21 protein-coding genes are annotated in these 24,609 nt (G+C 37.9%); 12 read left to right on the forward strand and 9 right to left on the reverse strand.

Annotated features, from left to right (window positions below; all coding sequences use genetic code 11):
* Positions 1-15 precede the first annotated feature (15 nt).
* The 8 genes from BCF58_RS10020 to BCF58_RS10055 form a co-directional block, all read right to left on the reverse strand.
* Entirely contained in the window at positions 16-1,902 is a 1,887-nt protein-coding gene (locus BCF58_RS10020) for an AMP-binding protein (RefSeq protein WP_121461650.1), read from the reverse strand.
* A gap of 128 nt (positions 1,903-2,030) precedes the next feature.
* Entirely contained in the window at positions 2,031-2,393 is a 363-nt protein-coding gene (locus tag BCF58_RS10025) for a response regulator transcription factor (protein WP_121461651.1), read from the reverse strand.
* Positions 2,390-5,101 carry an ATP-binding protein gene (locus BCF58_RS10030; protein WP_121461652.1) on the reverse strand — a complete coding sequence of 904 codons (2,712 nt, stop codon included), beginning with the start codon at positions 5,099-5,101 and terminating at the stop codon, positions 2,390-2,392. The genes BCF58_RS10025 and BCF58_RS10030 overlap by 4 nt, the downstream gene beginning before the upstream one ends.
* Positions 5,094-5,288: a hypothetical protein gene (locus BCF58_RS10035; RefSeq protein WP_121462035.1), complete on the reverse strand. Its 195-nt coding sequence runs from the start codon at positions 5,286-5,288 to the stop codon at positions 5,094-5,096. The genes BCF58_RS10030 and BCF58_RS10035 overlap by 8 nt, the downstream gene beginning before the upstream one ends.
* Positions 5,289-5,365: 77 nt before the next feature.
* A complete protein-coding gene (locus BCF58_RS10040) occupies positions 5,366-5,593 on the reverse strand; it encodes a DUF6814 family protein (protein WP_121461653.1) in 228 nt (75 codons plus the stop codon).
* Between the two features lie 43 nt (positions 5,594-5,636).
* On the reverse strand, positions 5,637-7,217 hold the full coding sequence (locus tag BCF58_RS10045) for an MFS transporter (protein ID WP_121461654.1): 1,581 nt from the start codon (positions 7,215-7,217) through the stop codon (positions 5,637-5,639).
* A 51-nt stretch (positions 7,218-7,268) separates the two neighbouring features.
* Entirely contained in the window at positions 7,269-8,648 is a 1,380-nt protein-coding gene (locus BCF58_RS10050; RefSeq protein ID WP_121461655.1) for a porin, read from the reverse strand.
* A 292-nt stretch (positions 8,649-8,940) separates the two neighbouring features.
* Complete coding sequence (locus BCF58_RS10055) at positions 8,941-9,357, reverse strand: IS1/IS1595 family N-terminal zinc-binding domain-containing protein (protein WP_121461656.1); 417 nt, start codon at positions 9,355-9,357, stop codon at positions 8,941-8,943.
* Positions 9,358-9,517: 160 nt separating this feature from the next.
* Between BCF58_RS10055 and BCF58_RS10060 the strand changes: the two genes are divergently transcribed.
* The 8 genes from BCF58_RS10060 to argH all read left to right on the forward strand — a co-directional run bounded on the left by BCF58_RS10060 (position 9,518) and on the right by argH (position 17,879).
* Positions 9,518-10,117 (forward strand): GNAT family N-acetyltransferase, encoded by a 600-nt coding sequence (locus tag BCF58_RS10060; RefSeq protein WP_170149001.1) that lies wholly within the window; start codon positions 9,518-9,520, stop codon positions 10,115-10,117.
* Entirely contained in the window at positions 10,089-11,285 is a 1,197-nt protein-coding gene (locus tag BCF58_RS10065) for an argininosuccinate synthase (RefSeq protein ID WP_121462036.1), read from the forward strand. The genes BCF58_RS10060 and BCF58_RS10065 overlap by 29 nt, the downstream gene beginning before the upstream one ends.
* On the forward strand, positions 11,282-12,244 hold the full coding sequence (gene argC / locus BCF58_RS10070; RefSeq protein ID WP_121461657.1) for an N-acetyl-gamma-glutamyl-phosphate reductase: 963 nt from the start codon (positions 11,282-11,284) through the stop codon (positions 12,242-12,244). Before BCF58_RS10065 ends, argC begins: the two co-directional genes overlap by 4 nt.
* Positions 12,245-12,295: 51 nt before the next feature.
* The gene (locus tag BCF58_RS10075; protein WP_121462037.1) at positions 12,296-13,453 is read left to right on the forward strand and encodes an aspartate aminotransferase family protein; all 1,158 of its coding nucleotides are present in this window, start codon (positions 12,296-12,298) and stop codon (positions 13,451-13,453) included.
* Between the two features lie 11 nt (positions 13,454-13,464).
* Positions 13,465-14,418 (forward strand): N-acetylornithine carbamoyltransferase, encoded by a 954-nt coding sequence (locus tag BCF58_RS10080; RefSeq protein ID WP_121461658.1) that lies wholly within the window; start codon positions 13,465-13,467, stop codon positions 14,416-14,418.
* Between the two features lie 47 nt (positions 14,419-14,465).
* On the forward strand, positions 14,466-15,260 hold the full coding sequence (argB, locus tag BCF58_RS10085; protein WP_121461659.1) for an acetylglutamate kinase: 795 nt from the start codon (positions 14,466-14,468) through the stop codon (positions 15,258-15,260).
* Positions 15,235-16,329 (forward strand): M20 family metallo-hydrolase, encoded by a 1,095-nt coding sequence (locus BCF58_RS10090; RefSeq protein ID WP_121461660.1) that lies wholly within the window; start codon positions 15,235-15,237, stop codon positions 16,327-16,329. The genes argB and BCF58_RS10090 overlap by 26 nt, the downstream gene beginning before the upstream one ends.
* Positions 16,330-16,574: 245 nt before the next feature.
* Positions 16,575-17,879 (forward strand): argininosuccinate lyase, encoded by a 1,305-nt coding sequence (gene argH, locus BCF58_RS10095; RefSeq protein ID WP_121461661.1) that lies wholly within the window; start codon positions 16,575-16,577, stop codon positions 17,877-17,879.
* A gap of 18 nt (positions 17,880-17,897) precedes the next feature.
* On the opposite strand, the gene BCF58_RS10100 is transcribed toward argH, so the two are convergent.
* A complete protein-coding gene (locus BCF58_RS10100; protein WP_121461662.1) occupies positions 17,898-18,359 on the reverse strand; it encodes an Lrp/AsnC family transcriptional regulator in 462 nt (153 codons plus the stop codon).
* 244 nt (positions 18,360-18,603) lie between these two features.
* Here BCF58_RS10100 and BCF58_RS10105 point away from each other — a divergent pair, with 244 nt between their 5' ends.
* The 4 genes from BCF58_RS10105 to carB all read left to right on the forward strand — a co-directional run bounded on the left by BCF58_RS10105 (position 18,604) and on the right by carB (position 24,482).
* Positions 18,604-19,494, forward strand: coding sequence for an aspartate carbamoyltransferase catalytic subunit (locus BCF58_RS10105; protein WP_121461663.1), 891 nt, complete (start codon positions 18,604-18,606; stop codon positions 19,492-19,494).
* A 112-nt stretch (positions 19,495-19,606) separates the two neighbouring features.
* The gene (locus tag BCF58_RS10110; protein ID WP_121461664.1) at positions 19,607-20,692 is read left to right on the forward strand and encodes a carbamoyl phosphate synthase small subunit; all 1,086 of its coding nucleotides are present in this window, start codon (positions 19,607-19,609) and stop codon (positions 20,690-20,692) included.
* Positions 20,693-20,702: 10 nt separating this feature from the next.
* Complete coding sequence (locus BCF58_RS10115) at positions 20,703-21,167, forward strand: DUF1572 domain-containing protein (protein WP_121461665.1); 465 nt, start codon at positions 20,703-20,705, stop codon at positions 21,165-21,167.
* Between the two features lie 132 nt (positions 21,168-21,299).
* A complete protein-coding gene (gene carB, locus BCF58_RS10120) occupies positions 21,300-24,482 on the forward strand; it encodes a carbamoyl-phosphate synthase large subunit (RefSeq protein ID WP_121461666.1) in 3,183 nt (1,060 codons plus the stop codon).
* Positions 24,483-24,609 lie beyond the last annotated feature (127 nt).

A 24,609-nucleotide genomic window follows, 5' to 3' on the forward strand; every position in this document is an offset into this window, starting at 1 on the left:
ATAGTAATCTCTTATTTAAGCCCGATATTCCTCGATTTTTTGTTGAATTTCTTCAATGATTTTCTCATCATCAATCGTCGACGGAACCTGAAATTCTTTCCCATCCAGTAAAGTTCTTATCAATTTTCTTAAAATTTTACCTGAACGGGTTTTGGGTAAACGTTTTACAGTCATTACATTTTTCAGACAAGCTACGGCGCCGATTTTTTCGCGGACACTTTTCACAATGTCTTTTTCCATGTCTTCTTCCGAAATTGAAGCGCTGTTTTTTAAAACTACTGCTGCAAAAGGAATCTGACCTTTCAGATCGTCATCAATTCCTACCACTGCACATTCTGCAACATCAGGATGTGATGAAACGATTTCTTCCATTTCAGAGGTGGAAAGCCGATGCCCTGCGACATTGATCACATCATCCACTCGTCCTGTAATGAATATATATCCGTCCTCATCTTTTATGGCACCGTCACCGGAAAAATAATATCCGTTGTATTGGGATAAATAGCTTTTTTGAAAACGCTCATTATCGTTCCAGATTCCCAGCAAAGCACCGGGAGGAAGCGGAAGTTTGATGATCAAATAACCTTCCTGGTGCGGATCAAGTTCATATCCGTTTTCATCAAAAATTTTAATATCATATCCCGGAATCGGTTTTCCTGCAGAAGCTCTTTTGATCTTGTAATTTTCGTTAAAAGTCATTAAACCCAACATCGGCCATCCGGATTCTGTCTGCCACCAATGATCGATCGCAGGAACTCCAATGTGTTCTGAAAACCAGTCTAATGTGGCAACATCACATCTTTCACCAGCCAAAAACTGCTTTTTAAAATGACTCAAATCATATTTTTTCACCAATTCTCCGTTCGGATCTTCTTTTTTTATGGCCCGGATTGCTGTTGGAGCAGTAAACATTACAGAAACTTTATACTCTGAAATGATTCTCCAAAAAGTACCTGCATCAGGAGTCATGATAGGTTTTCCTTCAAAAATAACCGTAGTATTTCTGTTAAGTAAAGGTCCGTAAACCGAAAAACTATGTCCAACTGCCCATCCAAAGTCCGATGCTGCCCAATAGGTTTCTCCCGGCTCAACCCCATAAATGTATTTCATGGAAAACTTCAACGCAGTTGCGTAGCCACCCGTATCACGAGTGATTCCTTTAGGTTTTCCGGTTGTTCCCGATGTATATAACAGGTAAAGTGGGTGAGTGGATTCCACAGAAACACAATCAGCAGGTTCTGATTGTTGAACCAATTCTTCATAATCAATCAATCCATCAAACATTTCATGCTGGTTATCGACTAATTTTCTATTATAAACAATGATATTATCCACTTTATCCTGGGCAAGCTCAATGGCCTTTTCAACTAAAGGCAAATAAGGGATTCTTTTGGCAATTTCCACTCCTGCAGTAGCTGTAATCAATGCTTTTGGTTTACAGTCATCAATTCTTACTACTAATTCATGAGGTGCGAAACCACCAAAAACGACATTATGAATGACTCCGATTCTTGCACAGGCCAACATGGCAAACAGCGTCTGCGGAATCATGGGCATATAAATAACGGCAGTATCACCTTTTTTCAAGCCTAAAGAAACCAAACCTCCCGCCAACTTTGCAATTTCTTCTTTTGCCTGATAAAACGTATAGGTTTTCTTTTGGTTGGTGACCGGAGAATCGTAAACGATGGCAATCTGTTCTCCGAAGCCGTCTTCAATGTGCTTATCGATGCATAAATAGCATATGTTCAGTTTTCCATCGGAAAACCATTGAGGGTAGTCATTTTCGTCTTTTGAAAGAATCTGTGTAGGAAATTCAAACCATTGGATTTCCTGAGCCTGTTCTTTCCAGAAATCTTCTTTGTCCTCTATACTTTGTTTAAATAAAGCATCTGCATTCATATTACTTTTGTGTTTTCATGTTTGTTATTCCGTATGCGGCGTGGGATTCTTCACTCCGTTCAGAATGACAAAGTTTATGTTGATTTGTTAAGTCTTTTATCTTCCTCTTTATTCTTTTCTCAAAAAAACTACTCAAACATTTCTTCAATCTGCTGGATCAGTTTTTTAATGGAATAGGGTTTCGTTACATACGCGTCAGCTCCCATTTCCAAGCCCTTTTCAATATCTTTCGGGTTGTTTTTCGCACTCAGGAAAATAACTTTGGTGTCTTTTAATTTTTCGTCTTGCTTGATGATGTCTAGAGTGCTGTAGCCATCCAGATTAGGCATCATAATGTCGAGTAGGATCACATCCGGAACCATTGTTTTTAAAAAATCCAATACTTCCGTACCGTCTCGGGCAATATAAACGTCATATCCGTTTTTTTTGAAACTGTATTCCAGTGACATTAATATTTTGTGCTCGTCATCTGCAATGATTATCTTTTTCATATCGTACTTTGGTTGTGTTCAACTTCATTTTTAATCTCTGTTGTTTTTTCGGGAAGGGTTATCGTGAAAGTAACGCCGAGGCCGCTGTTTTCCGCTTTTATGCTTCCGCCCTGCGCCTGGACTATTTTCTTTGAAATGGCCAATCCGAGCCCGCTTCCTGTAGGTTTTAAAATATTCTGGTTTCTGGACTGATAAAACTTATCAAAAATCATTTCCAGGTCTTCTTCGGGAATGTGTTTTCCGGTATTGAAAATGGTAATGATCAACTGGTTTTCCTTTTCCGCTAATTTAGTTTGAATTGTGCCTTGTTCTTCTGTAAATTTCAGTGCATTTCCCAAAATATTCTGGAATAATTGGATCATCCTTGCTTCGTCATATTCAAAGGTGAAATGATTCAATAGGTTTACTTCGCTTAAATGGATATTTTTCTGTTGAATTAAATGCAGAAGCGGGTTCAATGCCTTTTTATAGGTTTCAATAATGTTGTTTTGCTGAATATGTAATGCAATTTCGCCATGTTCCAGTTTATCCAGATATAGTATATCGTTGATGATTTCACTTAATCTGTCGGATTCTGTGATGATATTGTTTAAAAATTCTCTTTTAATGTCTAACGGAATCTCATCGTCATCCGCTAAAATTTCTCCTGCTGAACGGATGGCTGTAATCGGTGTTCTCAATTCATGAGCAACGGAATCGAGGAAGTCATCCTTTTGACGGTCTTTGATGATCAGGCTTTCGTTGGCATTTCTTAAGTCATCAGACAGTTTTTGCAGTTCTTCCGATTGTTCTGTCAATCTTTTATTGATGGTAATATTTTCTTTGGATTCCTCCAAAATATTTAAAACTTCCTTTAAAGAAATTTTATCTTCCTTGGTTACCCCTTCAATTAAAATCTTTGCAGAAGCAGTCCCGATTCTTCCGGCTAAAAGGTTTTCTGAGAATTTGATGAATCTCGAATCGGCAGTTTCTGTCTGAGAATCAATACTATATTTTAAATTGAAAATCCTCAGTGCCTGCTCGGTTTTGTTTTTGCCTAAAAACCGTTCAAGGATGTTCTTGATGTCTGAAACGTAAGCCGTTCCGCGCCAGATGAATGCGTTTTCATGGTTTTGAATGTATTTGTCTATATCTACATACAGCTCAGCGAAATTTCTTTCCCTGTAATTCCCTTTGATGCTCACTGAAATAATGGTGAATAAACCTGTATTCACTAATATCGACCAAAAGAAAATCTGAGGAATTCTTCCTAAATAAGGGATGGTGAAAAAGTCAAACGCATTATACATATCTCGTAAAACACCTTTGAATTCCTGGTTGTATGAGAAATAATACTGCGGAATGATCAATCCGAAATAACAAATCGCCAATCCTGCCAAAAGACCCGCAACAGCACCTTTGTAGCTTCCTCTTCTCCAGAATATGGCTCCGAAAAATGCAGGAGACAATTGGGCAATCACCACAAAAGAAATCAGTCCCACCGAATCCAGTGACGTTCTTAAAATGAAATATTTATAGAAGACAAACGCCATGATGATCAGGGCAAAAATGCTGAACTTTCTGATGTTGGTAATATTTCTTGTATTCTGAATTTCATTTTCCGATTTGAATTTTCCAAGCAATCCGTATGGAATGATAAGGTTATTCGAAAGCATAATGGATAAGGTAATCGCTGAAATGATAATCATTGAAATGCAGGAACTCAATCCTCCGAGGAATACAAAAACCGTAATCAGGGTATTGTCAAAATGTTGCGGAATTAAAATAGAGTAGAACTCAGGATTCACTTTTTGTCCGTCAAAGATCAATCTTCCTCCCCAGGCAATAGGGAAAATGAAAATAGTGAATACCAATAAATAAAGCGGGAAAAACCAGATGGCGGTTTTGATATGTTTCTCCTGTCTGTTTTCTACAATGGCAGTATGGAACTGTCTTGGAAGAATACAGATTGCCGTTGCCGAAATCATGCATAGGATCATCCAGTTCAATGCCCCCTCAATCCCGTTGAATGTATTTTTTTTCTTAAAATCTTCAAACTGACTGGCCTTTTGATAAATATCTGAAAACCCGTCAAACACAAAATAGATTACAAATACCCCTAAAATAATGATAAAGAAAAGCTTCAGAAAACTTTCCAGAGCGATGGCTGAAATAATTCCCAAGCGCTTCTCTGAAGCATCTACGTACCTTGTTCCGTAATAGGATGAAAATAAGGCAATTAAAACCACAACAAACGTAGCGTTATCCGTCAGGATATTTTTTGACATTGAAGTTTCTGTTACCAGGTGAAAGGTTTCAGAAATGGCTTTGATCTGTAAACCTATGTAAGGAACAATTGCCAACAGGCAGACAATGGTAATAATAGCACTGAAGCTCCTGCTGTTACCGTATCGCAAAGAAATAAAATCTGCAATGCTGCTTATTTTATTTACCCTGGAAATCCTTACGATCCTTGTATTAATATAGATCCATGCAGGAATAATCATAATGGGACCTATATAGATGGGAAGATAATTTAATCCGCTTGTTGCTGCAACTCCAATGCTTCCGTAGTACGTCCAGGCTGTACAATACACCGCCAAAGACAAAGCATAAATGTAAGGATTGTTGATCCAGAGCTTACTCCTTTTCTTCTCCGCCAGATGAGCGACTAAGAACAAAAGTGCCAGGTAAAACAAAACCACCGTAAATAACGCGAAACTACTCATCGTGCTTTTTTATGATTACAAAAGAGATCAGTATTGAAATCATCCAGACAACGAAAAGATAAATCAAAATCATCGGGTAACCGAAAACTTCCTTTTCACTATTAAACAACAGTGAAATAGGAATGCTAAAGGCAATCATCAGTCCGAGGCTGAGAATGATTAATTTTTGTTCGTGTCTCTTTTTCATAATGATAAGTGATGAATGATAATTAATAAATTGATAATCCATCATCAATTTATTAATTATCATTCATCTTTTATAGTCTAAATTTTGTCGTCAGAATATTCCCCGGTTAACGAATAGTACCCGAAAACAGCCATTCCACCGGAAATAATCGGCATCAGTACGAAAAGGATGATAACTCCGAATACCAGATCTTCCTGCTTACCGGAACTTATTTTTGGAATTCCCAAAACCGTAATCCCGAAATATCCTACCACCAATGCAATGGCGATCCAAACTATGCCTAATATTTTTTTTAGTCCGTTCATTTTAGTAGTTTTAAAATTAATAAAAATTTAAGTGATTGAGTGCCTAATCGTGGATATTATTGTTCTTATTTTTAAGATAAAATAATCCGATGATCAGACAGACTGCGGCAACACCAATCGGATACCAAAGCCCCTGCAGATACCATGTCGGATGACCTGCTTCTTTACCCACTGTAACTAAGTAGGTTGCCACCGCCGGAAGAAGCCCCCCAAATACCCCGTTTCCAATGTGATAAGGTAAGGACATTGAGGTATAACGGATTCTCACCGGGAACATTTCTACCAGGAACGCTGCAATCGGACCGTAAACCATCGTTACGAAAATCACCTGAATGAATACCATAAAGATTAAGTACCATTTTGTATTGTCTGCCAATTTTATAGTTTGTGAAACCTTCGGTTCTTCCGCTTTTCCGTCTTTCATCACAGGCCCGTTGGCTGACCAGTGAACAATACTGTCCTTTTTAACTAAAGTTCCATCTGTAAAAATGCTCTCCTTGTGAAAGGTAATCAGACTGTCTGTGGCAATTTTATCATGAATTTTTGCCGTTCTTTTCTCTGTAATTCCATTGGCTGCAATAGTTTTGCTTTCAAGGTTGACGCTTTTAAACATAGAATCGTAAATCGGTCTGTAGGCCAGAATTGCTATGAGCATTCCTGTCATCATCACTGCTTTTCGCCCGATTTTATCAGAAAGCCATCCAAAAAATACAAAGAACGGGGTTCCCAAAAATAAAGCGGTTGCCATCAATGAATCAACTTGTGCAGATTCCACATTCATTACTTTTTGAAGAAAGCTCATTGCATAAAACTGTCCTGTGTACCAGATCACACCTTGCCCCATTGCGGCTCCGAATAACGCCAATAAAACAAATTTGAAGTTAAATTTATTCCCGAAGCTTTCCTTTAAAGGATTCTTTGAAGTTTTTCCTTCGCTTTTAGCTTTGGCAAAAAGTGGAGACTCCTTCATGTTTTTTCTGATGATGTAAGATACTCCCACCATTAAGATGGAAATCCAGAACGGAACTCTCCATCCCCAACCGTCAAATTCTTCGGCAGAAAGTGTTGTCTTGGTGACTAAAATAACAATTAATGAAATGAAAAGTCCTGCTGTTGCTGTTGTTTGGATCCATGAAGTCCAGTATCCTCTTCGGTGAGGCTGTGCATATTCTGCAACGTAAGTGGCAGCACCGCCGTATTCCCCTCCAAGAGCTAAACCTTGTAATAACCTTAAAATTAGAACCAAAACCGGAGCTAAAAATCCAATGGTTTCATAACTTGGGATACATCCTATAAGAAATGTTGAAAATCCCATGATTAATAAAGTTACCAAAAACGTATATTTTCTTCCGATAAGATCTCCGAGTCTCCCGAAGAATAACGCTCCGAAAGGTCTTACCACAAATCCTGCGGCAAAAGTGGCGAGGGTTGATAAAAATGCTGCGGTGGGATTATCTGCCGGGAAAAATTTGGTAGCTAAAACTATGGCTAAACTTCCGAAAATATAGAAGTCATACCATTCTATCAATGTACCGAGTGAAGAAGCTGTGATCACGCTCCAAATGGTGCGGTTTTTCTGCTTTTCGGTCATATTCTCGTAGTTTTCGTGGTGATTCTCGCTCATAGGGGTTGATTTAGTTGTTGATTAATAATTGATATGAAATTCATCCGTAGTCTATAGATAAATTTGAAACTGTAATATAAATTCTCCTTTTGAAGATGGGCTTTCCGTCGGGTTTGTATAAACCGGTCTCGTTGAATATTGTGTTGTAATTTTCGCATGATGACCATCAATAAACCAGTTGGCTCCGACATCGAATTGGGAAGACGATTTATCATAGGCTTCAAAATTTTTGTGGGTATAAGCCGCAAATGGCTGAATTCTGATTTTTGGTTTTTCTGCCTGACTTGGGAGAAGTAACCCGGCTTGTGCGTAAATAATATTCCCCGTTCCGATGGTAGGCTGCAGATTTCCGGGACCGGCAATTGCTTTATTACCAATGAAATTCGGATCTGTAGCGGCAATATTCATAATTCCTAAATTCCGGATGTAATTAGGACCGAACTGATAGTTGTAATAGCCCGCATAGGCAGTAACTGCCATTTTATTTTTAGCATCTCCTATAGGAATATCAGCAAAAGCATCTACGGCAACAAGCGTAATATCATGCTTTTCAATTGTTGAATTAACTGAGCTTCTTGTTCCGTCCGCCTGATGATAGAAACCTGCCCCCACATTAAAAACTTTTTTAGTTCCTAAATATGAGCCTACTTTAAAAGGCAAAAGATTTGATTCCCCATCAAAGAACTGATACTCCACATAACCCGCTTTTGAGAAACTAGGGTTTCCGTTGTTGTCTACTGCCACTGCTTTTGAAGGATCTGTTACATTGGCGGGAGTTAAATCTGTTGCGAAAGGTTTATTTAAACTAAAACGATACTCCAGCTTTCCGTATTTTCCTTTGGCGAACATTCCAAGCTGTCTGGCAAACTGGTCAGAATTGTCAATCAACGGCCATGAGAAAATAGGAGAGTCAACGGTAAGAAAATTCAGGGTTGAAGCCATGGTCATACGGGAAAGTCCCATATAATAATGCAATCCTGCACCCAAAGATAAACTGAATTTTCCTGATTCTCCAGGTAAAATAACTGCATATTCATTCCAGGCATCATGAAAAAACATCTGTGGTTTTTTGCCGTTACCATAACCGCCGGTTCCTGAAGTTCCCGAACCGCCTCCATTGATGAACGTCTGATTATTAATTCCGAAATGAGCTAAAATCATATATCTCTTGGAAATCTGAGCATAAGCTAAAGCCCGTAATCTCCTGTTTCCGAGGCTCCACGAATTATCGGTGGGTTCACCTCCAACTATACTTCCGGGATTCATTTCAGTGTTTCTTAACCAAAACTGGTCCCATAAAATAAACCTGATATATTTATCTCCCTCCTGATTGAGGTTTAATTTTAATCCGCCTCCATAATCCGGAGAGCCTTGAGAGTATAAAGAACTGCTGATTAAAGCCAATCCAATACATGTGAATAATTTCTTCATAAATTATCAATTTTTGGCGTTGTTTTTTGTGAATACCAAATTGGAATTAATAATTTATTTGAGAAAATTTAATATATATTAATGGTAACTATATAGTTATTAGTTATGAGTTATGAATTATAAGTGTGGAGGTTTTAATTTTTTATTAATTAAACTATTGAATTTTAAATAGTTAATATAATGCTTGTATTTAATTAACTTATAACTTCTAACTTCTAACTTCTAACTTCTAACTTCTAACTTCTAACTTATAACTTATAACTTCTAACTCATAACTCATAACTTTATCAGCTTATTTTTTAAACCTTTCCCATTTGATCAGCATATATTTATCAGCAAATTGAGTGATAATAATCCCGGAGTTTTTAATGTTTTTTTCCTGAGCGATATATTCAATGAGTTCATTTTGTTTCAGGATTTTATAGACAGGGTGGAATTCCGAGTGTGGTGGTCTTTTGATATTGTATTTCTTAATCCATGAGCTTATTGTAACATGGGATACGCCGATAATCCGTTCTATTTCACGATAGCTTAATCCTTCAAGATAGAGCTGTAAGGCTTTAGTTACATAATAATCGTCAATCTGTTTTCCGAGTTTTTTTACCGTAAAATAATAATTACAGTCCTTGCAGTGGAAACGTTGTTTTTCGTTAACGATTCCGCTTTTTACGATTTTGTTGCTGCTGCATTTCGGGCATTGGGATTCCATAACTATATCATTTTAGCAAATATATAATAATTTAGCAAAATATTAATTTATTGTAAAGATAATTTTACCTGTATATTTATTTTAAACAAAAAAAATATCTTTTTAATTTGGTTTTTAAAGTTATTATGTTTTAAATTTGCCAAAAAATTTAGATAAATAAATGGAAATAGAAATTTCCTCATCCATACATTTGATGTATGTGAGTGAAATACAGCAGGAAATGTATGATTCTGCACAGCGTAGAGGAACGGGGATCGCCAAACGTTCTATAGAATATTTAAGCAAAAAGATTTCAGAAGGCAATGCTGTGGTAGCTACTGAAAATGGGGAGTGGGTAGGTTTCTGCTATATAGAGACCTGGTCGCATGGTCAGTTTGTGGCTAATTCAGGACTGATCGTTTCGCCGAAATTCAGGGAAAGAGGAGCTGCGACTTTAATCAAGAATAAAGTTTTCCAATTATCTAGAGACAAATATCCGAATGCGAAGATTTTTGGATTGACGACCGGGCTTGCCGTAATGAAAATCAACAGTGAGTTAGGATATAAGCCGGTAATTTATTCTGAGCTGACTCAGGATGAAGAATTCTGGAACGGCTGTAAAAGCTGTGTGAATTATGAAATTTTAATGAAAAAGGAACGTAAAAACTGTCTTTGTACAGCAATGCTTTTTGTTCCTGAAAAAGATAAGAAAAATGGGGTTGTAAACAACCAACCCGAAAATCAGTATGAAAATGAACAAGAAAGTCATCTTAGCGTTTAGCGGAGGTTTAGATACCTCTTACTGTGCTAAATATCTTAGTGAAACACTGAGATATGATGTGTACGCCGTTACTGTAAATACCGGAGGTTTTTCTAAGGAAGAGGAAAAAGAGCTGGAGAAAAAAGCCTTGAATCTCGGGGTAAAAGAGTACAGGTGCATCGACGCTCAGGAAGATTATTATAATTCTTGTGTGAAGTACCTGGTTTTTGGTAATGTATTGAAAAACAATACATATCCATTGTCTGTGAGCGCCGAACGTACGATTCAGGCGCAGGAGATTGCAAAATATGCTATAGAAATTGGTGCTGATGCAATTGCTCACGGAAGTACGGGAGCTGGAAATGACCAGGTCCGTTTTGATCTGATTTTCCAGGTAATGTGCCCGGACGTGCAAATCATTACGCCCATCCGTGATATGTCTTTGTCTCGTGAAGAGGAAATTGAGTTTTTAAAAAGCCATGGCTATGAAATGGAATTTCAGAAAGCGCAATATTCTGTGAATAAAGGGCTTTGGGGAACTTCAGTGGGAGGTAAAGAAACACTGACATCAAGAAATAGTCTTCCGGAAGAGGCTTTTCCTTCACAAATAAAAGAAACCCAACCTTCAGAACTGGAAATTGAGTTTAAGAATGGCGAAATCATCGCTGTGAATGGTGAAAATTTTGAGCATCCGGTGTATGGAATTCAAAAGATTGAAAAGCTGGCTTCTGCTTACGGAATCGGTCGTGATATCCACGTAGGAGATACGATTGTCGGAATTAAAGGGAGAGTGGGATTTGAAGCGGCTGCAGCCTCAGTGATTATTAAAGCACATCATTTATTGGAAAAACATACCCTTTCAAAATACCAGCAGATGATGAAATCACAATTGTCAGACTGGTACGGAAACTGGCTTCACGAAGCCCTTTTCTTAGATCCTGTAATGAGAAATATTGAGTCTTTCTTAGCAGATTCTCAAAAAACAGTAAGCGGGAAAGTCTTCATCACCCTGCATCCATACAGGTTTATTTTAAACGGGATTGAATCTGATCATGATTTAATGTCAGATAAATTCGGAAGTTATGGAGAAGCCAACAGGGCATGGACTGGAGAAGATGTGAAAGGCTATACTAAGATTGTAAGCAATTCTTTAAATATATATCATCAGATTAACGGAATAAAAGCATGAAAACAGTAGGAATTGTAGGGGCCAATGGCTATACAGGAAGCGAACTTATTCGTCTGCTGGCTTTTCATCCCAATGTGTCTTTGCGTTTTTTATATAGTCGTTCTTATTCGGGGACAAAAATTTCAGATTTGTACCCGGATTTGACGACGGTTTGTGAGAAAGTTTTAACAGACCAACCTGAAGATGTGGATATTCTTTTCCTGTGTCTTCCTCACAAGGAAAGCCGGAATTGGTTAACCCGGAATGCTGTAAAAGATGAAACTTTAGTGATTGATTTAGGCAATGATTTTCGATTAGATGGAAAATTTGGAAACAGAAATTTTATCTACGGATTGCCTGAAATCAATAAAAAGCAACTTCCGGGAGCAAAAAGTATTGCGAACCCGGGATGTTTTGCTACAGCAATTCAGCTGGCATTGCTTCCATTGGCAGAAAAAGAATGGTTGAATGAAGTGTATACAACCGGAATTACAGGCTCAACGGGAGCTGGGCAGTCTTTACAGGCAACAACGCACTTTACATGGAGAAATGATAATATTTCGGCTTACAAAACTTTAAGCCATCAACATGTCGATGAAATTTTGCAGCAGTTGGTTTCTTTTAATCATCAGGAAATAAGTCTGAATTTTGTTCCATGGAGAGGGGATTTTGCGAGAGGAATTTTTACGAGTTCCACCATAAAAACGGATATAGAGTTTTCAGATATGTATCAATTGTACAGGGATTTTTATGCAGATGCCCCTTTTGTAAAGATAAGTGAAACAGCAATTGATTTAAAGCAGGTTGTCAACACTAATCGCTGTGTGATTCAGATTGAAAAATGTGGGAATGTTACAGTCATTCACTCAGCGATTGACAATTTGTTAAAAGGTGCCTCCGGACAGGCAGTACAGAATATGAATATTGCAATGGGTTGGGAAGAAAACCTAGGATTGAATTTGAAACCCATAGCATTTTAAATGGCCATAATCAATTGTGAATTTAAAACTCACAACTATCAACTATCAAAAATGAATTTATTCAACGTATATCCATTATTCAATATCAATCCTGTTAAAGCTCAGGGGTCATTTCTTTGGGACGATAAAGGAGAACAATATCTTGATTTTTACGGAGGTCATGCAGTGATTTCTATCGGTCATAATCACCCGTATTATCAAAACAAATTAAAAGAACAGTTAGGGAAAATCTCTTTCTATTCCAATTCCGTTCAAAACGAATTGCAGACTGAATTAGCTGAAAAACTGGGGAAACTTTCAGGATATGAAGATTATAACCTTTTCCTGTGCAATTCCGGAGCAGAAGCCAATGAAAATGCTTTGAAATTGGCTTCTTTTCATAACGGAAAAAGTAAAGTCCTTTATTTTTCAGGCTCATTCCACGGAAGAACTTCGGCGGCAGTTTCTGTGACAGACAACCCTGAAATTGTAGCTCCTGTCAATTATTCCGGAAGATTTATAAAATCAGAATGGAATAATGTTGAACAATTGGAAGCTATTTTTGAAACTCAGGGAAGCGAAATTTCGTCTGTGATTATTGAAGGGATTCAGGGTGTTGGCGGAATTATGATTCCGACGGTTGAATTTGTAACTAAAATCAAAGAATTGTGCGAGCAGTATGATGCGGTTTTGATTTTGGATGAAGTTCAGTCCGGCTATGGAAGAAGTGGGTATTTCTTTGCTCATCAGGAATTCAGTATTAGACCGGATATCATCACAACCGCAAAAGGAATGGGGAATGGTTTCCCGATTGGCGGAGTTTTGATTCATCCTGAATTTCAGGCAAGCAATGGTTTATTGGGAACCACTTTCGGTGGAAATCATTTGGCTTGCGCAGCTGCCATTGCTGTGCTGGATGTCATAAAAGACGAAAATCTTATAGAAAATGCCCGGAAAATGGGCGATTATATTGAAAATGAAATTAAAGATTTTCCACACATTACATCGATCCGAAGGAAAGGATTGATGATAGGTATTGAACTCGACAGGAATTGTTCGGAAGTGAGGAGCAACCTGTTGTACAGTCATCATATTTTCACAGGAAACTCCAATGATAAGAGCGTTTTGAGGATTCTTCCGGCGCTTAACATCAGGAAAGAAGAAGCCGATCTTTTCAGTAATGCCTTGAAGACGGTTTTAGAAAATATTTCAATACAAATTAATGTGTAAATAAATTATCAATGAAAAAATTCACCGCTGTAAGTGATGTTGAAAACTTACAGGAAATTATACAAAAAGCTTTACAGATCAAAGAAAATCCTCTTTCAGAAACAGAGAAGGGGAAAGGAAAAACAATAGGACTTGTATTTTTAAATTCAAGTTTGAGAACACGTTTGAGCAGCCAGATTGCAGCACAGAATTTAGGGTTAAATGTATTGACTTTAAATGCAGCACAGGAAGCCTGGAATCTGGAATTTGCAGACGGAGCCGTGATGAATGGAGATACTGTGGAACATATCAAAGACGCCATTGAAGTGCTGAATCAATACTGCGATATCATTGCAGTTCGTTGTTTTGCAGGAATGAGGAGCAAGGAAGATGATGTGAATGAAAGCATTCTAAGCCAGTTTGAAAAACATGCAAAAGTTCCTGTTGTTTCTCTGGAATCTGCAACACGTCACCCCTTACAAAGCTTGGCAGACTGCATCACTATTACAGAAAACTGGAAAGAAGAACGTAAGCCAAAAGTAGTTCTGACCTGGGCTCCTCATATTAAACCGATTGCTCAGGCAGTAGGAAATTCTTTTGCAGAATGGATGCAGGAAATGGATGTAGATTTTGTGATCACCAATCCGGAAGGGTATGATTTGGATAAAAACTTTACTAAAGACGTGAAAGTTATTCATAATCAGGATGAAGCGTTGAAAGATGCGGATTTTATTTATGTGAAAAACTGGTCGTCTTTCGATGAATATGCAGCAATGCCGGAAGTGAAAGAAAACTGGATGCTGACCAATGAAAAATTAGAAAATACTAACCAGGCAAAAGTAATGCATTGTCTTCCTGTCCGTCGAAATGTAGAATTGAGCGATGAAGTAATGGATGGAGAAAATTCCATCATTTACCAGCAGGCAAAAAACCGGATTTTTTCTGCACAGGCTGTATTTTCTGAAATTTTAAATGAAATTAAGTAAGATAAAATGTTCAGAATTTTTTAATTTTTTAATCCTTTAATTTTTTAATGAAAGAAAAATTATATATCGTAAAAATAGGAGGTGCCTTGATTGATGATGAGGAATTATTGAACGAATTTCTGGAACAGTTCGCGGAGATTAAGGAAAAGAAAATTTTGGTTCATGGCGGAGGTAAGTTGGCGACAACATTGGCCGATAAACTGGGTATTGAACAGAAACTGATCAACGGACGAAGAATTACAGATAAAGATACCTTAGATATTGTGGCGATGGTGTATGCAGGAGGGATCAACAAAAATATTGTAGCCAAGCTTCAACAAAAAAAATGTAAAGCCATAGGATTTTCAGGTGCGGATGCGAATTTAATTAAAGCTAAAAAAAGAGAACATGCAGAAATAGACTTCGGATTTGTGGGGGATATTGAGAAGAAAAGTGTGAACAAAAAATTGATTTCAAAGCTCATCAAGCTTAACCTTGTTCCTGTATTTTCTGCCATTACACACGACAAAAAAGGAAATCTTTTCAATACTAATGCAGATACCATTGCTTCGGTAATCGCGCAGGCTTTATCGGCAAAATATGATGTGGAACTATTATATTGTTTTGATAAAGAAGGTGTTTTGGAAGATGTAAACAATCCGGAATCTGTTATAAAAAGTGTTTCCGAAGAAGAATTTTCTGTTTTAAAAGAAGAAGGAAAGCTTCACAAAGGAATTTTACCCAAACTGGAAAATGCACTCGGTGCAGTTAAAAATAATGTCAGTAAAGTATTCTTAATTAAAGAAACCGGGCTGAAAAACCATATAGAAAACCATCATGAAGGAACTGAAATCTGTTTATAGCAAAGAAGAATTACTGAGCAATGCAGTCGAATTGTTGAAAAAACTGATTGAAATTCCGTCATTCAGCAAAGATGAATTCAATACCTCTGTAGAGATTGAAAATTTTTTCAGCAAACATCAGATCCCAGTAAAACGTTTTAAAAACAATATTTGGGCTGTCAATAAGCATTTTGATGTTTTCAAGCCTTCTATTTTGCTGAATACGCATCATGATACGGTGAAACCCAATAAGGCTTACACGCTGGATCCATTTTTACCTGTTGAAAAAGATGGAAAATTATTCGGATTGGGAAGCAACGACGCAGGAGCCTCTTTGGTTGCTATGGCTCAGGTTTTTTTACATTTTTATGAGAAAGACAACTTACAATATAATTTAGTTATTGCTTTGACAGCTGAGGAGGAGATTTCAGGTTTCGACGGAATTGAAGCCTTGTTTCCCCAGTTACCCAATGTAGCACTCGCCATTGTAGGAGAACCCACGCAGATGAATCTGGCAATTGCTGAAAAAGGACTTTTGGTAATTGACGGGGAAATGAAAGGCACTCCTTCTCACGCTGCTCATCCGAATGATGATAATTCAATTGTAAAATGCATGGAAGATATACAGCATATTTTAAACTTTAAATTTCCAAAGGTTTCAGAATATTTGGGGGAAGTTAAAATTACCCTGTCAGGAATTCATGCAGGAGTTCAGCATAACGTAGTTCCGGAATCATGCACTTTCACTTTAGATGTAAGAGTTACGGACGAATACTCCAACAAAGAAGCTTTTGAAATGATTCAGTCACAGATGAAATCAACATTGACGGCAAGGTCTTTCAGGCTGAATTCCTCAAAAATTGAATTGGATCATCCTTTTGTACAGGCAGGTCTGGAAATCGGAAGGACAACGTACGGTTCACCAACTTCGTCTGACCAGGCAATTATTCCCTGTACGTCAGTAAAAATGGGACCCGGTGACAGCAGGCGCTCCCATACTGCGGATGAATATATCTATATAAAGGAAATAGAAGAAGGAATTGATATTTATATTCAAATCCTTGAGAAAGTTTTACAGGATGGAAGATAGAGACAAGAAGATGGAAGTTTTGCAGTTTGTGAATCACACTTCCAGCCTCCAGCTCAAAATAAATGATTTTAGGTTTAGTTTTTTAAGTTTTGATTACGCTCAGCAGACATTGAAGTTTGAATATTTTTAATAAAGATTTATGCAAAAAATGAAATTAGAAATGAAAGACTTAATGTTTAAAATTTTTACAAAATAATAAAGTGCTCTGCTGAGCCGGTCAAAACGAAACAGAAAAAAGAAGAAATATGAAAAAAATATGGCAGAAGGACGACCTTGCCACTAATATATTAGTCAATAATTTTACGGTCGGGAAGGATCTCGATTTTGATGAACGGTTGGCCAAATACGATGTCAAAGGCTCAATGGCACATTGTAAAATGTTGGCAGAAGCAGGAATTGTTTCCGGAGAAGAATCCAAGCAGATGCTATCTGTTTTATCCGGCATCTTAAAAGATATTGAAGAGGGAAGCTTTGAAATTGATAAAGAGGCGGAAGACATTCATTCTCAAATTGAAGCGATCCTAATTGAAAAATTAGGAGATACAGGAAAGAAAATCCATACGGCAAGATCACGTAACGATCAGGTTTTACTGGATATTAAACTGTATTTACTGGATGAAATCCGTGAAATTACAGCTTTGACGGATGAATTTTTTCAGATATTAATTAAATTGGCAGAACAGCATAAAAACGTTCTGCTTCCGGGATATACCCATTTGCAGATTGCCATGCCTTCATCATTCGGATTATGGTTTGGAGCTTATGCAGAAGCATTGCTGGATGATGTTGAAATGTTGTTTTCAGTGAAAAATATCATTAATAAAAATCCGTTGGGTTCGGCAGCGGGATATGGTTCATCTTTCCCGATTAACCGGGAGAGTACGACCTATCATTTAGGCTTTCAGTCAATGAATTATAATTCGGTATATGCACAGATGACCCGTGGAAAATCAGAGAAAATGCTGTCGATGGCTATGGCAACTCTGGCGGGAACATTGGGGAAGTTTGCATATGATGTTTGCCTGTATTTAAGTCAAAACTTTGATTTTATAAGCTTTCCGAAGGAATTTACCACAGGAAGCAGCATTATGCCGCATAAGAAAAACCCGGATATTTTCGAATTGGTTCGCGCACGCTGTAACAGAATTCAGGCGTTGCCTAATGAGTTTATGTTGTTGACAAGTAATCTGCCATCAGGTTACCACAGAGATATGCAATTAACAAAGGAAATCCTTTTCCCGGCCATCGACTCATTGAAAGAATGTCTTGAAATTCTGAATTACACTTTACCCAATATTCAGGTGAGAGATGGGATCCTGGAAGATGAAAAGTACAAATACCTTTTCAGTGTGGAGAAGATCAATGAAGAAGTGAAGAATGGAAGCTCATTCCGTGATGCTTATATAAAAGTAGGGCAGGAAATAGAAAATAATGAGTTTGAATTTGAAATAGAAAGCTTACACCATACTCATCAGGGAAGTATAGGGAATCTTTGTCTGGATAAAATAGAATATCAGTTTAATAAATTGAAGAATAAATTATTGGGGTAATAATTTTGAATCTGGAATTTAATCCAGATCAATTTTAAACTTGGTAGATTTTTTTACCTCGTGAAGCACGATAGAACTATGATATTGGCCGATATTAGGAATATTGGAAATGACATTTACGGCGAAGTCATTATAAGAGTTAATATCTTTTGCAATGATCTTCAGCATATAGTCATATTCACCGGATAAGCTGATGATTTCCTGTACTTCATCATATTTTCCGATATTTTTTTCGAAAGTTTCAAGGACCTTTTGAGATTGCTCCTTCAGACGGACGTTACAATAAACCACAATATTCAACCCCAGTTTTTCACGGTTCAAAAGACCGACATATTTTTCAATGATACCCTGCTTCTCCAATTGTTTGATACGTTCATAGGTTGGAGTAAAGGTAAGACCGATCTTTTCTGAAATTTCCTTTACAGATAAAGTAGAGTCTTCCTGAATAATACTGAGGATCATTTTGTCTTTTAAATCCATATAAAATTGGTTTGAGTTTTAACAAAAATAACATTTAAAAATGAAAATAAGGAGAGATTAAGATTTTTTAGTAGAATCGAAAAATAGGTTTTGTCAGTTTATAAAATTGTTGTATCTTTGCACCTAATGAATAAAAGAGTATTTATATCATTAGATTTACCGGGCGAAAGCGCCCTTTACGATATTTATTATTATTAAGCGAAGATTTGGTCTTCGCTTTTTTTTGTGTAAAAATTGAAGAAATATGTTTACGATTACAGAACTAAGCACCGAGAGAATCAACAGGATACTGACAGAAGCAATGGCCTTTGCCAATGGTAAGACTGCCAAAATTGAAGGAGAAGTTTTTTGTTCCAATCTGTTCTTTGAAGACAGTACAAGAACCAAAACAAGTTTTGATATTGCCGAAAGAAAATTAGGATTGCAGGTGGTTCCTTTTGATGCCTCACACAGTTCAGTTAATAAAGGAGAAAGCTTATATGATACGGTAAAAACAATTGAAAGCTTAGGCGTAAACTTAGTGGTCATAAGAGATAAGAAAGACAGATATTTCGATGAACTGAAGAATATTACAATTCCCGTGATCAACGGAGGAGACGGAACGGGAAACCACCCGTCACAATGTATGCTGGACTTGATGACGATTTATCAGGAATTCGGAAAATTTGAAGGCTTAAAAGTAGGAATTGTAGGTGATGTAAAGCACAGCCGCGTTGCCAACTCCAATGCAGAAGCATTAAGAAGATTAGGCGCTAAAGTATACTTCTCCGGTCCGGAGCAATGGTTTGATGAAGGAGCTTTAATTAACGGGACTTATCTGGCTGTAGATGAATTGATTGCTGAAGTAGATGTTGTAATGCTGCTAAGAATCCAGCACGAAAGACACGATGCCAAAATGAGTTTCTCCGCTTCGGAATACCACAGAAAATACGGGTTGACGAAAGAAAGAGAAAAAGCGATGAAAAAAAACGCCATTATCATGCATCCGGCTCCAATTAACAGAGGCGTTGAGATTGATACAGATCTGGTAGAGTGCGAGCGTTCAAGAGTTTTCAGGCAAATGCAGAATGGTGTTTTCGCAAGAATGGCCATCCTGAAAGAAGCATTGGAAGAAAAAGGATTTACATTCAAGTAGAAAGAGTTCCATAATTCGCTTGAAAAATTCCCCTCCATCGGAGGGTGTCAAAAAATGAAAATTTTTGACGGGGTGGTTAAAAAAAGAATAAAATAGAATCTAAATAAAGAAAATGAAGAAAAAATTAATACTGGAGTCCGGTGAAGTATTTCATGGAGAAGGTTTCGGAGCAGAGTTGGAAACTGCAGGAGAAGTGGTTTTCAATACCGGAATGACAGGATATCAAGAATTGATTTCAGACCCGTCTTATTGCGGTCAGATTGTGTGTATGACCTATCCGCTTATCGGAAATTACGGGATCAACCGTGATGATTATGAGAGCATTGAGCCGGCTATTAAAGGTCTTATTGTAAAGGAGCTTTGCGATTTTCCATCCAACTTCCGTACTCAGATCACTTTAGATGAATTGTTTAAAAAGAAAAACCTTTCAGGAATTTCAGGAATCGATACGAGAAAACTAACAAGAATTCTTCGTAACCATGGAGTAGTGAAAGGAAAGATTGTGAATGCAGATGCAGATGAAAATGCAGTAGTGGCAGAATTAAAATCTACCACTTTCCCTACCAATCAGGTAGAGACTGTTTCCACAAAAACACCTTATGCAAACCCGGGAAGAGGTTTCAAAGTGGTATTAGTGGATTTTGGTTCCAAATTAGGGATCATCAGAGAATTATCTCAGAGAAACTGTGATATCATTGTAGTTTCACAAGATACAACAGCAGAAGAAATTTTATTAATGAATCCGGACGGAATCATGCTGTCAAACGGTCCTGGTGACCCGGAAGACAATCCGCACGCATTGGAAATGATCCGTGGGTTATTAGGAAAAGTTCCGATCTTCGGAATCTGTTTAGGACACCAATTGATCGGCCTGGCTTGCGGAGCAAAAACGTTCAAGTTAAAATTCGGACACAGAGGAGGAAACCATCCGGTGTTAGATTTAGAGAAAAACAAAGTAGCTATTACTTCCCAAAATCACGGGTATGCTGTAGACCAGGAAAGTTTGAAAGAAACAGATTTAATTGAAACACACATCGCATTGAACGACAGAACAAACGAAGGATTAAGACATAAAATCCATCCATGTTTCTCCGTTCAGTATCACCCTGAAGCAAGTCCGGGGCCAGAAGATGCGAACTATCTGTTTGATGATTTCATCCACTTAATGGAAGACTTTAAAAACAAGAAAAACCAATAAAATTTTCAACATGGAAACTCCCTTACAATTAGCCAATCGTTTTCGTGAAGTGTATTTGAATGGAGAATGGGTAGTATACACCAATTATAAAACCCAGCTTTCAGAAACCGGCAGAGAAGTTTTGATAAAAAAAGTGGAAGACCTGAATACCATAGAATCTATCGCTTTTCATATTCATTATTATGTACACGGAGTTCTGAATGTGCTGGAAGGAGGAACATTAGATATCAGCGATAAGTACAGCTTTGATTTTCCTCCTACGAAATCCGGAGAGGAGTGGAAGAGTTTCCTTACGACATTCATCAGCGACTGCGAAAAATTTGCAGACATCATTGAAAAAATGTCAGACGAAGATTTGGATGGTGATTTTTCCGAAAATAGATACGGAAGCAAAAGAAAAAATATCAACGCTTTAATCGAGCATGGATATTACCATTTGGGGCAGATAATTTTAATTAAAAAGCTAATAAAATAAAAATTTATCATGTCATTCTGAACACAAACTGAAGGTTTGCGAACAAAGTTCAGTAGCGAAGTGAAGAATCTTAGAAAGCAGATTTTCGATTCCTCGGAATGACAAACAGAAAATAAATTAGATAAAAGTAAAATGGCAAAACGTACAGATATAAAAACAATTTTAGTAATCGGTTCAGGACCTATCATCATTGGTCAGGCAGCAGAATTCGATTACGCAGGAACGCAGGCTTGTTTATCTTTGAAAGAAGAAGGTTACAAAGTAATTTTGATCAACTCCAACCCTGCAACGATCATGACGGATGTGGAAATTGCAGACAAAGTGTATATCGAGCCGATTTCCCTTCAGTTTGTAAGTCACATCATCAGAAAAGAGCGTCCGGATGCACTTTTACCGACCCTTGGAGGCCAGACTGGTCTGAATATGGCGGTAGAATTGGAAAAATCGGGAATTCTTGAAGAATGCAAAGTAGAAGTACTGGGAACAAAACTTTCTGCCATCAACAGAGCAGAAGACAGGGATTTGTTCCGTGAATTGATGAGAGAGCTCAATGAGCCTGTTCCGGAATCAGACATCGTAAATACAGTTGAAGGAGCCCTTACTTTTGCGGATGATATCGGTTATCCTGTCATTGTCCGTCCTGCGTTCACCATGGGTGGAACAGGAGGAGGTATTGCCTCAACAGAAGCTGAATTGAAGGAAATTGCCGAACTGGGACTGAAACACAGCCCGGTTACGCAATGTCTTATTGAAAAATCAATTGCCGGTTTCAAAGAAATTGAATACGAAGTAATGCGTGATGCCAACGACAACGCGATTGTGGTTTGTAACATGGAAAATATAGATCCGGTGGGAGTTCACACAGGTGATTCCATCGTAGTAGCCCCTTCTCAGACACTTTCAGACAGAGAGTATCAGTTGTTGAGAAACGCTTCCCTAAAAATCATCAGAGCACTAGGAATTGAAGGAGGCTGTAACGTGCAGCTGGCTTTGGACCCGCATTCATTCGAATATTATGTGATCGAAGTGAATCCTAGAGTTTCCCGTTCATCAGCTTTGGCAAGTAAGGCGACAGGTTACCCGATTGCAAAAATTGCTGCAAAAATTGCTGTAGGATTAACTCTTGATGAAATCATGAACCCGGTAACAGGAAAAACATATGCTTGTTTTGAGCCTGCTTTGGATTATGTGGTAACCAAATTCCCAAGATTCCCGTTCGATAAATTCGAAACTGCGGACAGAAGATTATCCACTCAGATGAAAGCTACGGGAGAAGTAATGGCAATCGGAAGGAACTTCGAAGAGTCCTTGCAAAAAGCAATCCGTTCACTGGAAACCGGAATCAGACATTTAGGATTAAAAACTAAACAGGCTCAGGCTCTTACGGCAGAAGAAATCGAAAGAAGAATCAGGGTATGTGATGATGAAAGATTATTTATCATCGGAGATGCCTTAAGAAGAGGATATGACTGGGAACAGATCGTGGAATGGAGTAAAATAGATAAGTTCTTCATCTGGAAGCTAAAAAAGCTGGTTGATTTTGAGAAAACCATTGCCGGAAATAAATTTGACAAGGAAACTTTAATCCAGGCAAAGAAATTAGGTTTTGCAGATATCAATATCGCGGTTCTTTGGGAAGTGACAGAGCGTGAAGTTTTCAACTTCAGAAAAGAAAACGGAGTAATGCCGGTTTTCAAAATGGTAGATACCTGTGCCGCTGAATTTGAAAGTGAAACTCCATATTTCTACGGAACGTATGAAGAAGAGAACGAAAGTGTTGTTTCAGATAAGGAAAAGATCATTGTTCTGGGTTCCGGACCGATCAGAATCGGACAGGGGGTTGAATTCGACTATGCCACGGTTCACTCGGTTTGGGCAATCAAAGAAATGGGGTATGAAGCGATCATTATCAACAATAACCCTGAAACAGTTTCCACAGACTTCTCGATCTCAGATAAACTATACTTCGAACCTTTAACGGAGGAAGATGTAATGAACATCATCGATCTTGAAAAACCTAAAGGAGTAGTTGTACAGTTCGGAGGACAGACTGCAATCAACTTAGCAGATAAATTAGCTTCTCACGGAGTTCAAATTTTAGGAACTTCCTTAGAAGACTTAGACAGAGCTGAAAACAGGGATAAATTTGAAAAAGCACTTCAGGAGTTAGGAATTCCTCAGCCTTTAGGAAAAACTTCCACTTCAAAAGAAGAAGCGATAAAGATTGCCAACGAGATCGGTTATCCGGTTTTAGTACGTCCAAGCTACGTATTAGGAGGTAGAGCCATGGAAATTGTGTACACAGAAACAGAATTGGCTCACTATATGGAGTATGCCGTGGAAGCAAGCCCGGAGCACCCTGTTTTGGTTGATAAATACATGGTGGGGAAAGAAGTGGAGGTTGATGCCATCTGCGATGGGGAAACCACCGTTATTCCGGGAATTATGGAACATATCGAAAGAGCGGGAGTCCACTCCGGAGACTCAATCGCCGTATATCCGCCACAAAATGTTTCCCAAAAAGAAATCGAAACTTTAGTAGATTATACAAAGAGATTAGCAAAAGGACTGAATGTAATCGGATTAATGAACATCCAGTACGTTCTTTTCGAAGGAAATGTATATGTAATCGAGGTAAATCCGCGTTCATCCAGAACGGTTCCTTTCTTATCCAAAATCACGGAAGTTCCGATGGCCAACTTAGCAACCAAAGCTATCTTAGGTCAGAAACTGAAAGATTTAGGGTATCAGGACGGATTGGTTCCCAATAAAGAAGGAGTCTACGTAAAAGTTCCGGTATTCTCATTCTCGAAACTAACGAAAGTAGATATCTCTTTAGGCCCTGAAATGAAGTCTACAGGAGAAGTAATGGGGAAAGATACCACACTGGAAAAAGCGCTTTACAAAGGACTGATCGCAGCAGGAAGAAAAGTTCCGATGCACGGCTCCATTCTATTCACCGTTGCGGATAAACATAAGCAGGAAGCAGCAGATTTAGCGGCGAGATTCCATGAAGTTGGTTTCAGAATCTGGGCTACGGAAGGAACGGCAAAATTCTTCGAAGAAAAAGGAATTCCTTGCAAAATAGGATACAAAATCGGAGAAGAAAGTGTAAACCTTATTGATCTGATCCAGAAAGGAAAAGTACAATACGTAGTCAATACCACAACAAAAGGTAAACAGGCAGAAAGAGACGGTTTCCAGATCAGAAGAATGAGTGTGGAAAATGGTGTTCCTTGTTTAACCTCGATGGATACGGTAGAAGCTATTCTTAAAGTGATCGAAAGCATGAGCTTCAAGATGGAGACGATGTAATTTCGAAATAAATAGATTCAAAACGCACCTTCCTTTAAGGTGCGTTTTTTTATTGATAAATATTTGCTTAGTTATCGAAATATATAAATTTTGATGTAATTTTATTGAAGTCTCATAATAAATAAAG

This window comes from Chryseobacterium defluvii, from assembly GCF_003634775.1.
GTDB classification, from domain to species: domain Bacteria; phylum Bacteroidota; class Bacteroidia; order Flavobacteriales; family Weeksellaceae; genus Chryseobacterium; species Chryseobacterium defluvii.

Coding starts and splice junctions, on each gene's coding strand:
- BCF58_RS10030 (WP_121461652.1), bottom strand. CDS start 5,101: ATGAGTAGTTTCGCGTTATTTACGGTGGTTTTGTTTTACCTGGCACTT.
- BCF58_RS10115 (WP_121461665.1), top strand. CDS start 20,703: ATGGAAACTCCCTTACAATTAGCCAATCGTTTTCGTGAAGTGTATTTG.
- BCF58_RS10110 (WP_121461664.1), top strand. CDS start 19,607: ATGAAGAAAAAATTAATACTGGAGTCCGGTGAAGTATTTCATGGAGAA.
- argC (WP_121461657.1), top strand. CDS start 11,282: ATGAAAACAGTAGGAATTGTAGGGGCCAATGGCTATACAGGAAGCGAA.
- BCF58_RS10045 (WP_121461654.1), bottom strand. CDS start 7,217: ATGAGCGAGAATCACCACGAAAACTACGAGAATATGACCGAAAAGCAG.
- BCF58_RS10105 (WP_121461663.1), top strand. CDS start 18,604: ATGTTTACGATTACAGAACTAAGCACCGAGAGAATCAACAGGATACTG.
- argB (WP_121461659.1), top strand. CDS start 14,466: ATGAAAGAAAAATTATATATCGTAAAAATAGGAGGTGCCTTGATTGAT.
- BCF58_RS10090 (WP_121461660.1), top strand. CDS start 15,235: ATGAAGGAACTGAAATCTGTTTATAGCAAAGAAGAATTACTGAGCAAT.
- BCF58_RS10055 (WP_121461656.1), bottom strand. CDS start 9,357: ATGGAATCCCAATGCCCGAAATGCAGCAGCAACAAAATCGTAAAAAGC.
- BCF58_RS10020 (WP_121461650.1), bottom strand. CDS start 1,902: ATGAATGCAGATGCTTTATTTAAACAAAGTATAGAGGACAAAGAAGAT.
- argH (WP_121461661.1), top strand. CDS start 16,575: ATGAAAAAAATATGGCAGAAGGACGACCTTGCCACTAATATATTAGTC.
- BCF58_RS10080 (WP_121461658.1), top strand. CDS start 13,465: ATGAAAAAATTCACCGCTGTAAGTGATGTTGAAAACTTACAGGAAATT.
- BCF58_RS10050 (WP_121461655.1), bottom strand. CDS start 8,648: ATGAAGAAATTATTCACATGTATTGGATTGGCTTTAATCAGCAGTTCT.
- BCF58_RS10035 (WP_121462035.1), bottom strand. CDS start 5,288: ATGAAAAAGAGACACGAACAAAAATTAATCATTCTCAGCCTCGGACTG.
- BCF58_RS10040 (WP_121461653.1), bottom strand. CDS start 5,593: ATGAACGGACTAAAAAAAATATTAGGCATAGTTTGGATCGCCATTGCA.
- carB (WP_121461666.1), top strand. CDS start 21,300: ATGGCAAAACGTACAGATATAAAAACAATTTTAGTAATCGGTTCAGGA.
- BCF58_RS10025 (WP_121461651.1), bottom strand. CDS start 2,393: ATGAAAAAGATAATCATTGCAGATGACGAGCACAAAATATTAATGTCA.
- BCF58_RS10075 (WP_121462037.1), top strand. CDS start 12,296: ATGAATTTATTCAACGTATATCCATTATTCAATATCAATCCTGTTAAA.
- BCF58_RS10100 (WP_121461662.1), bottom strand. CDS start 18,359: ATGGATTTAAAAGACAAAATGATCCTCAGTATTATTCAGGAAGACTCT.
- BCF58_RS10060 (WP_170149001.1), top strand. CDS start 9,518: ATGGAAATAGAAATTTCCTCATCCATACATTTGATGTATGTGAGTGAA.
- BCF58_RS10065 (WP_121462036.1), top strand. CDS start 10,089: ATGAACAAGAAAGTCATCTTAGCGTTTAGCGGAGGTTTAGATACCTCT.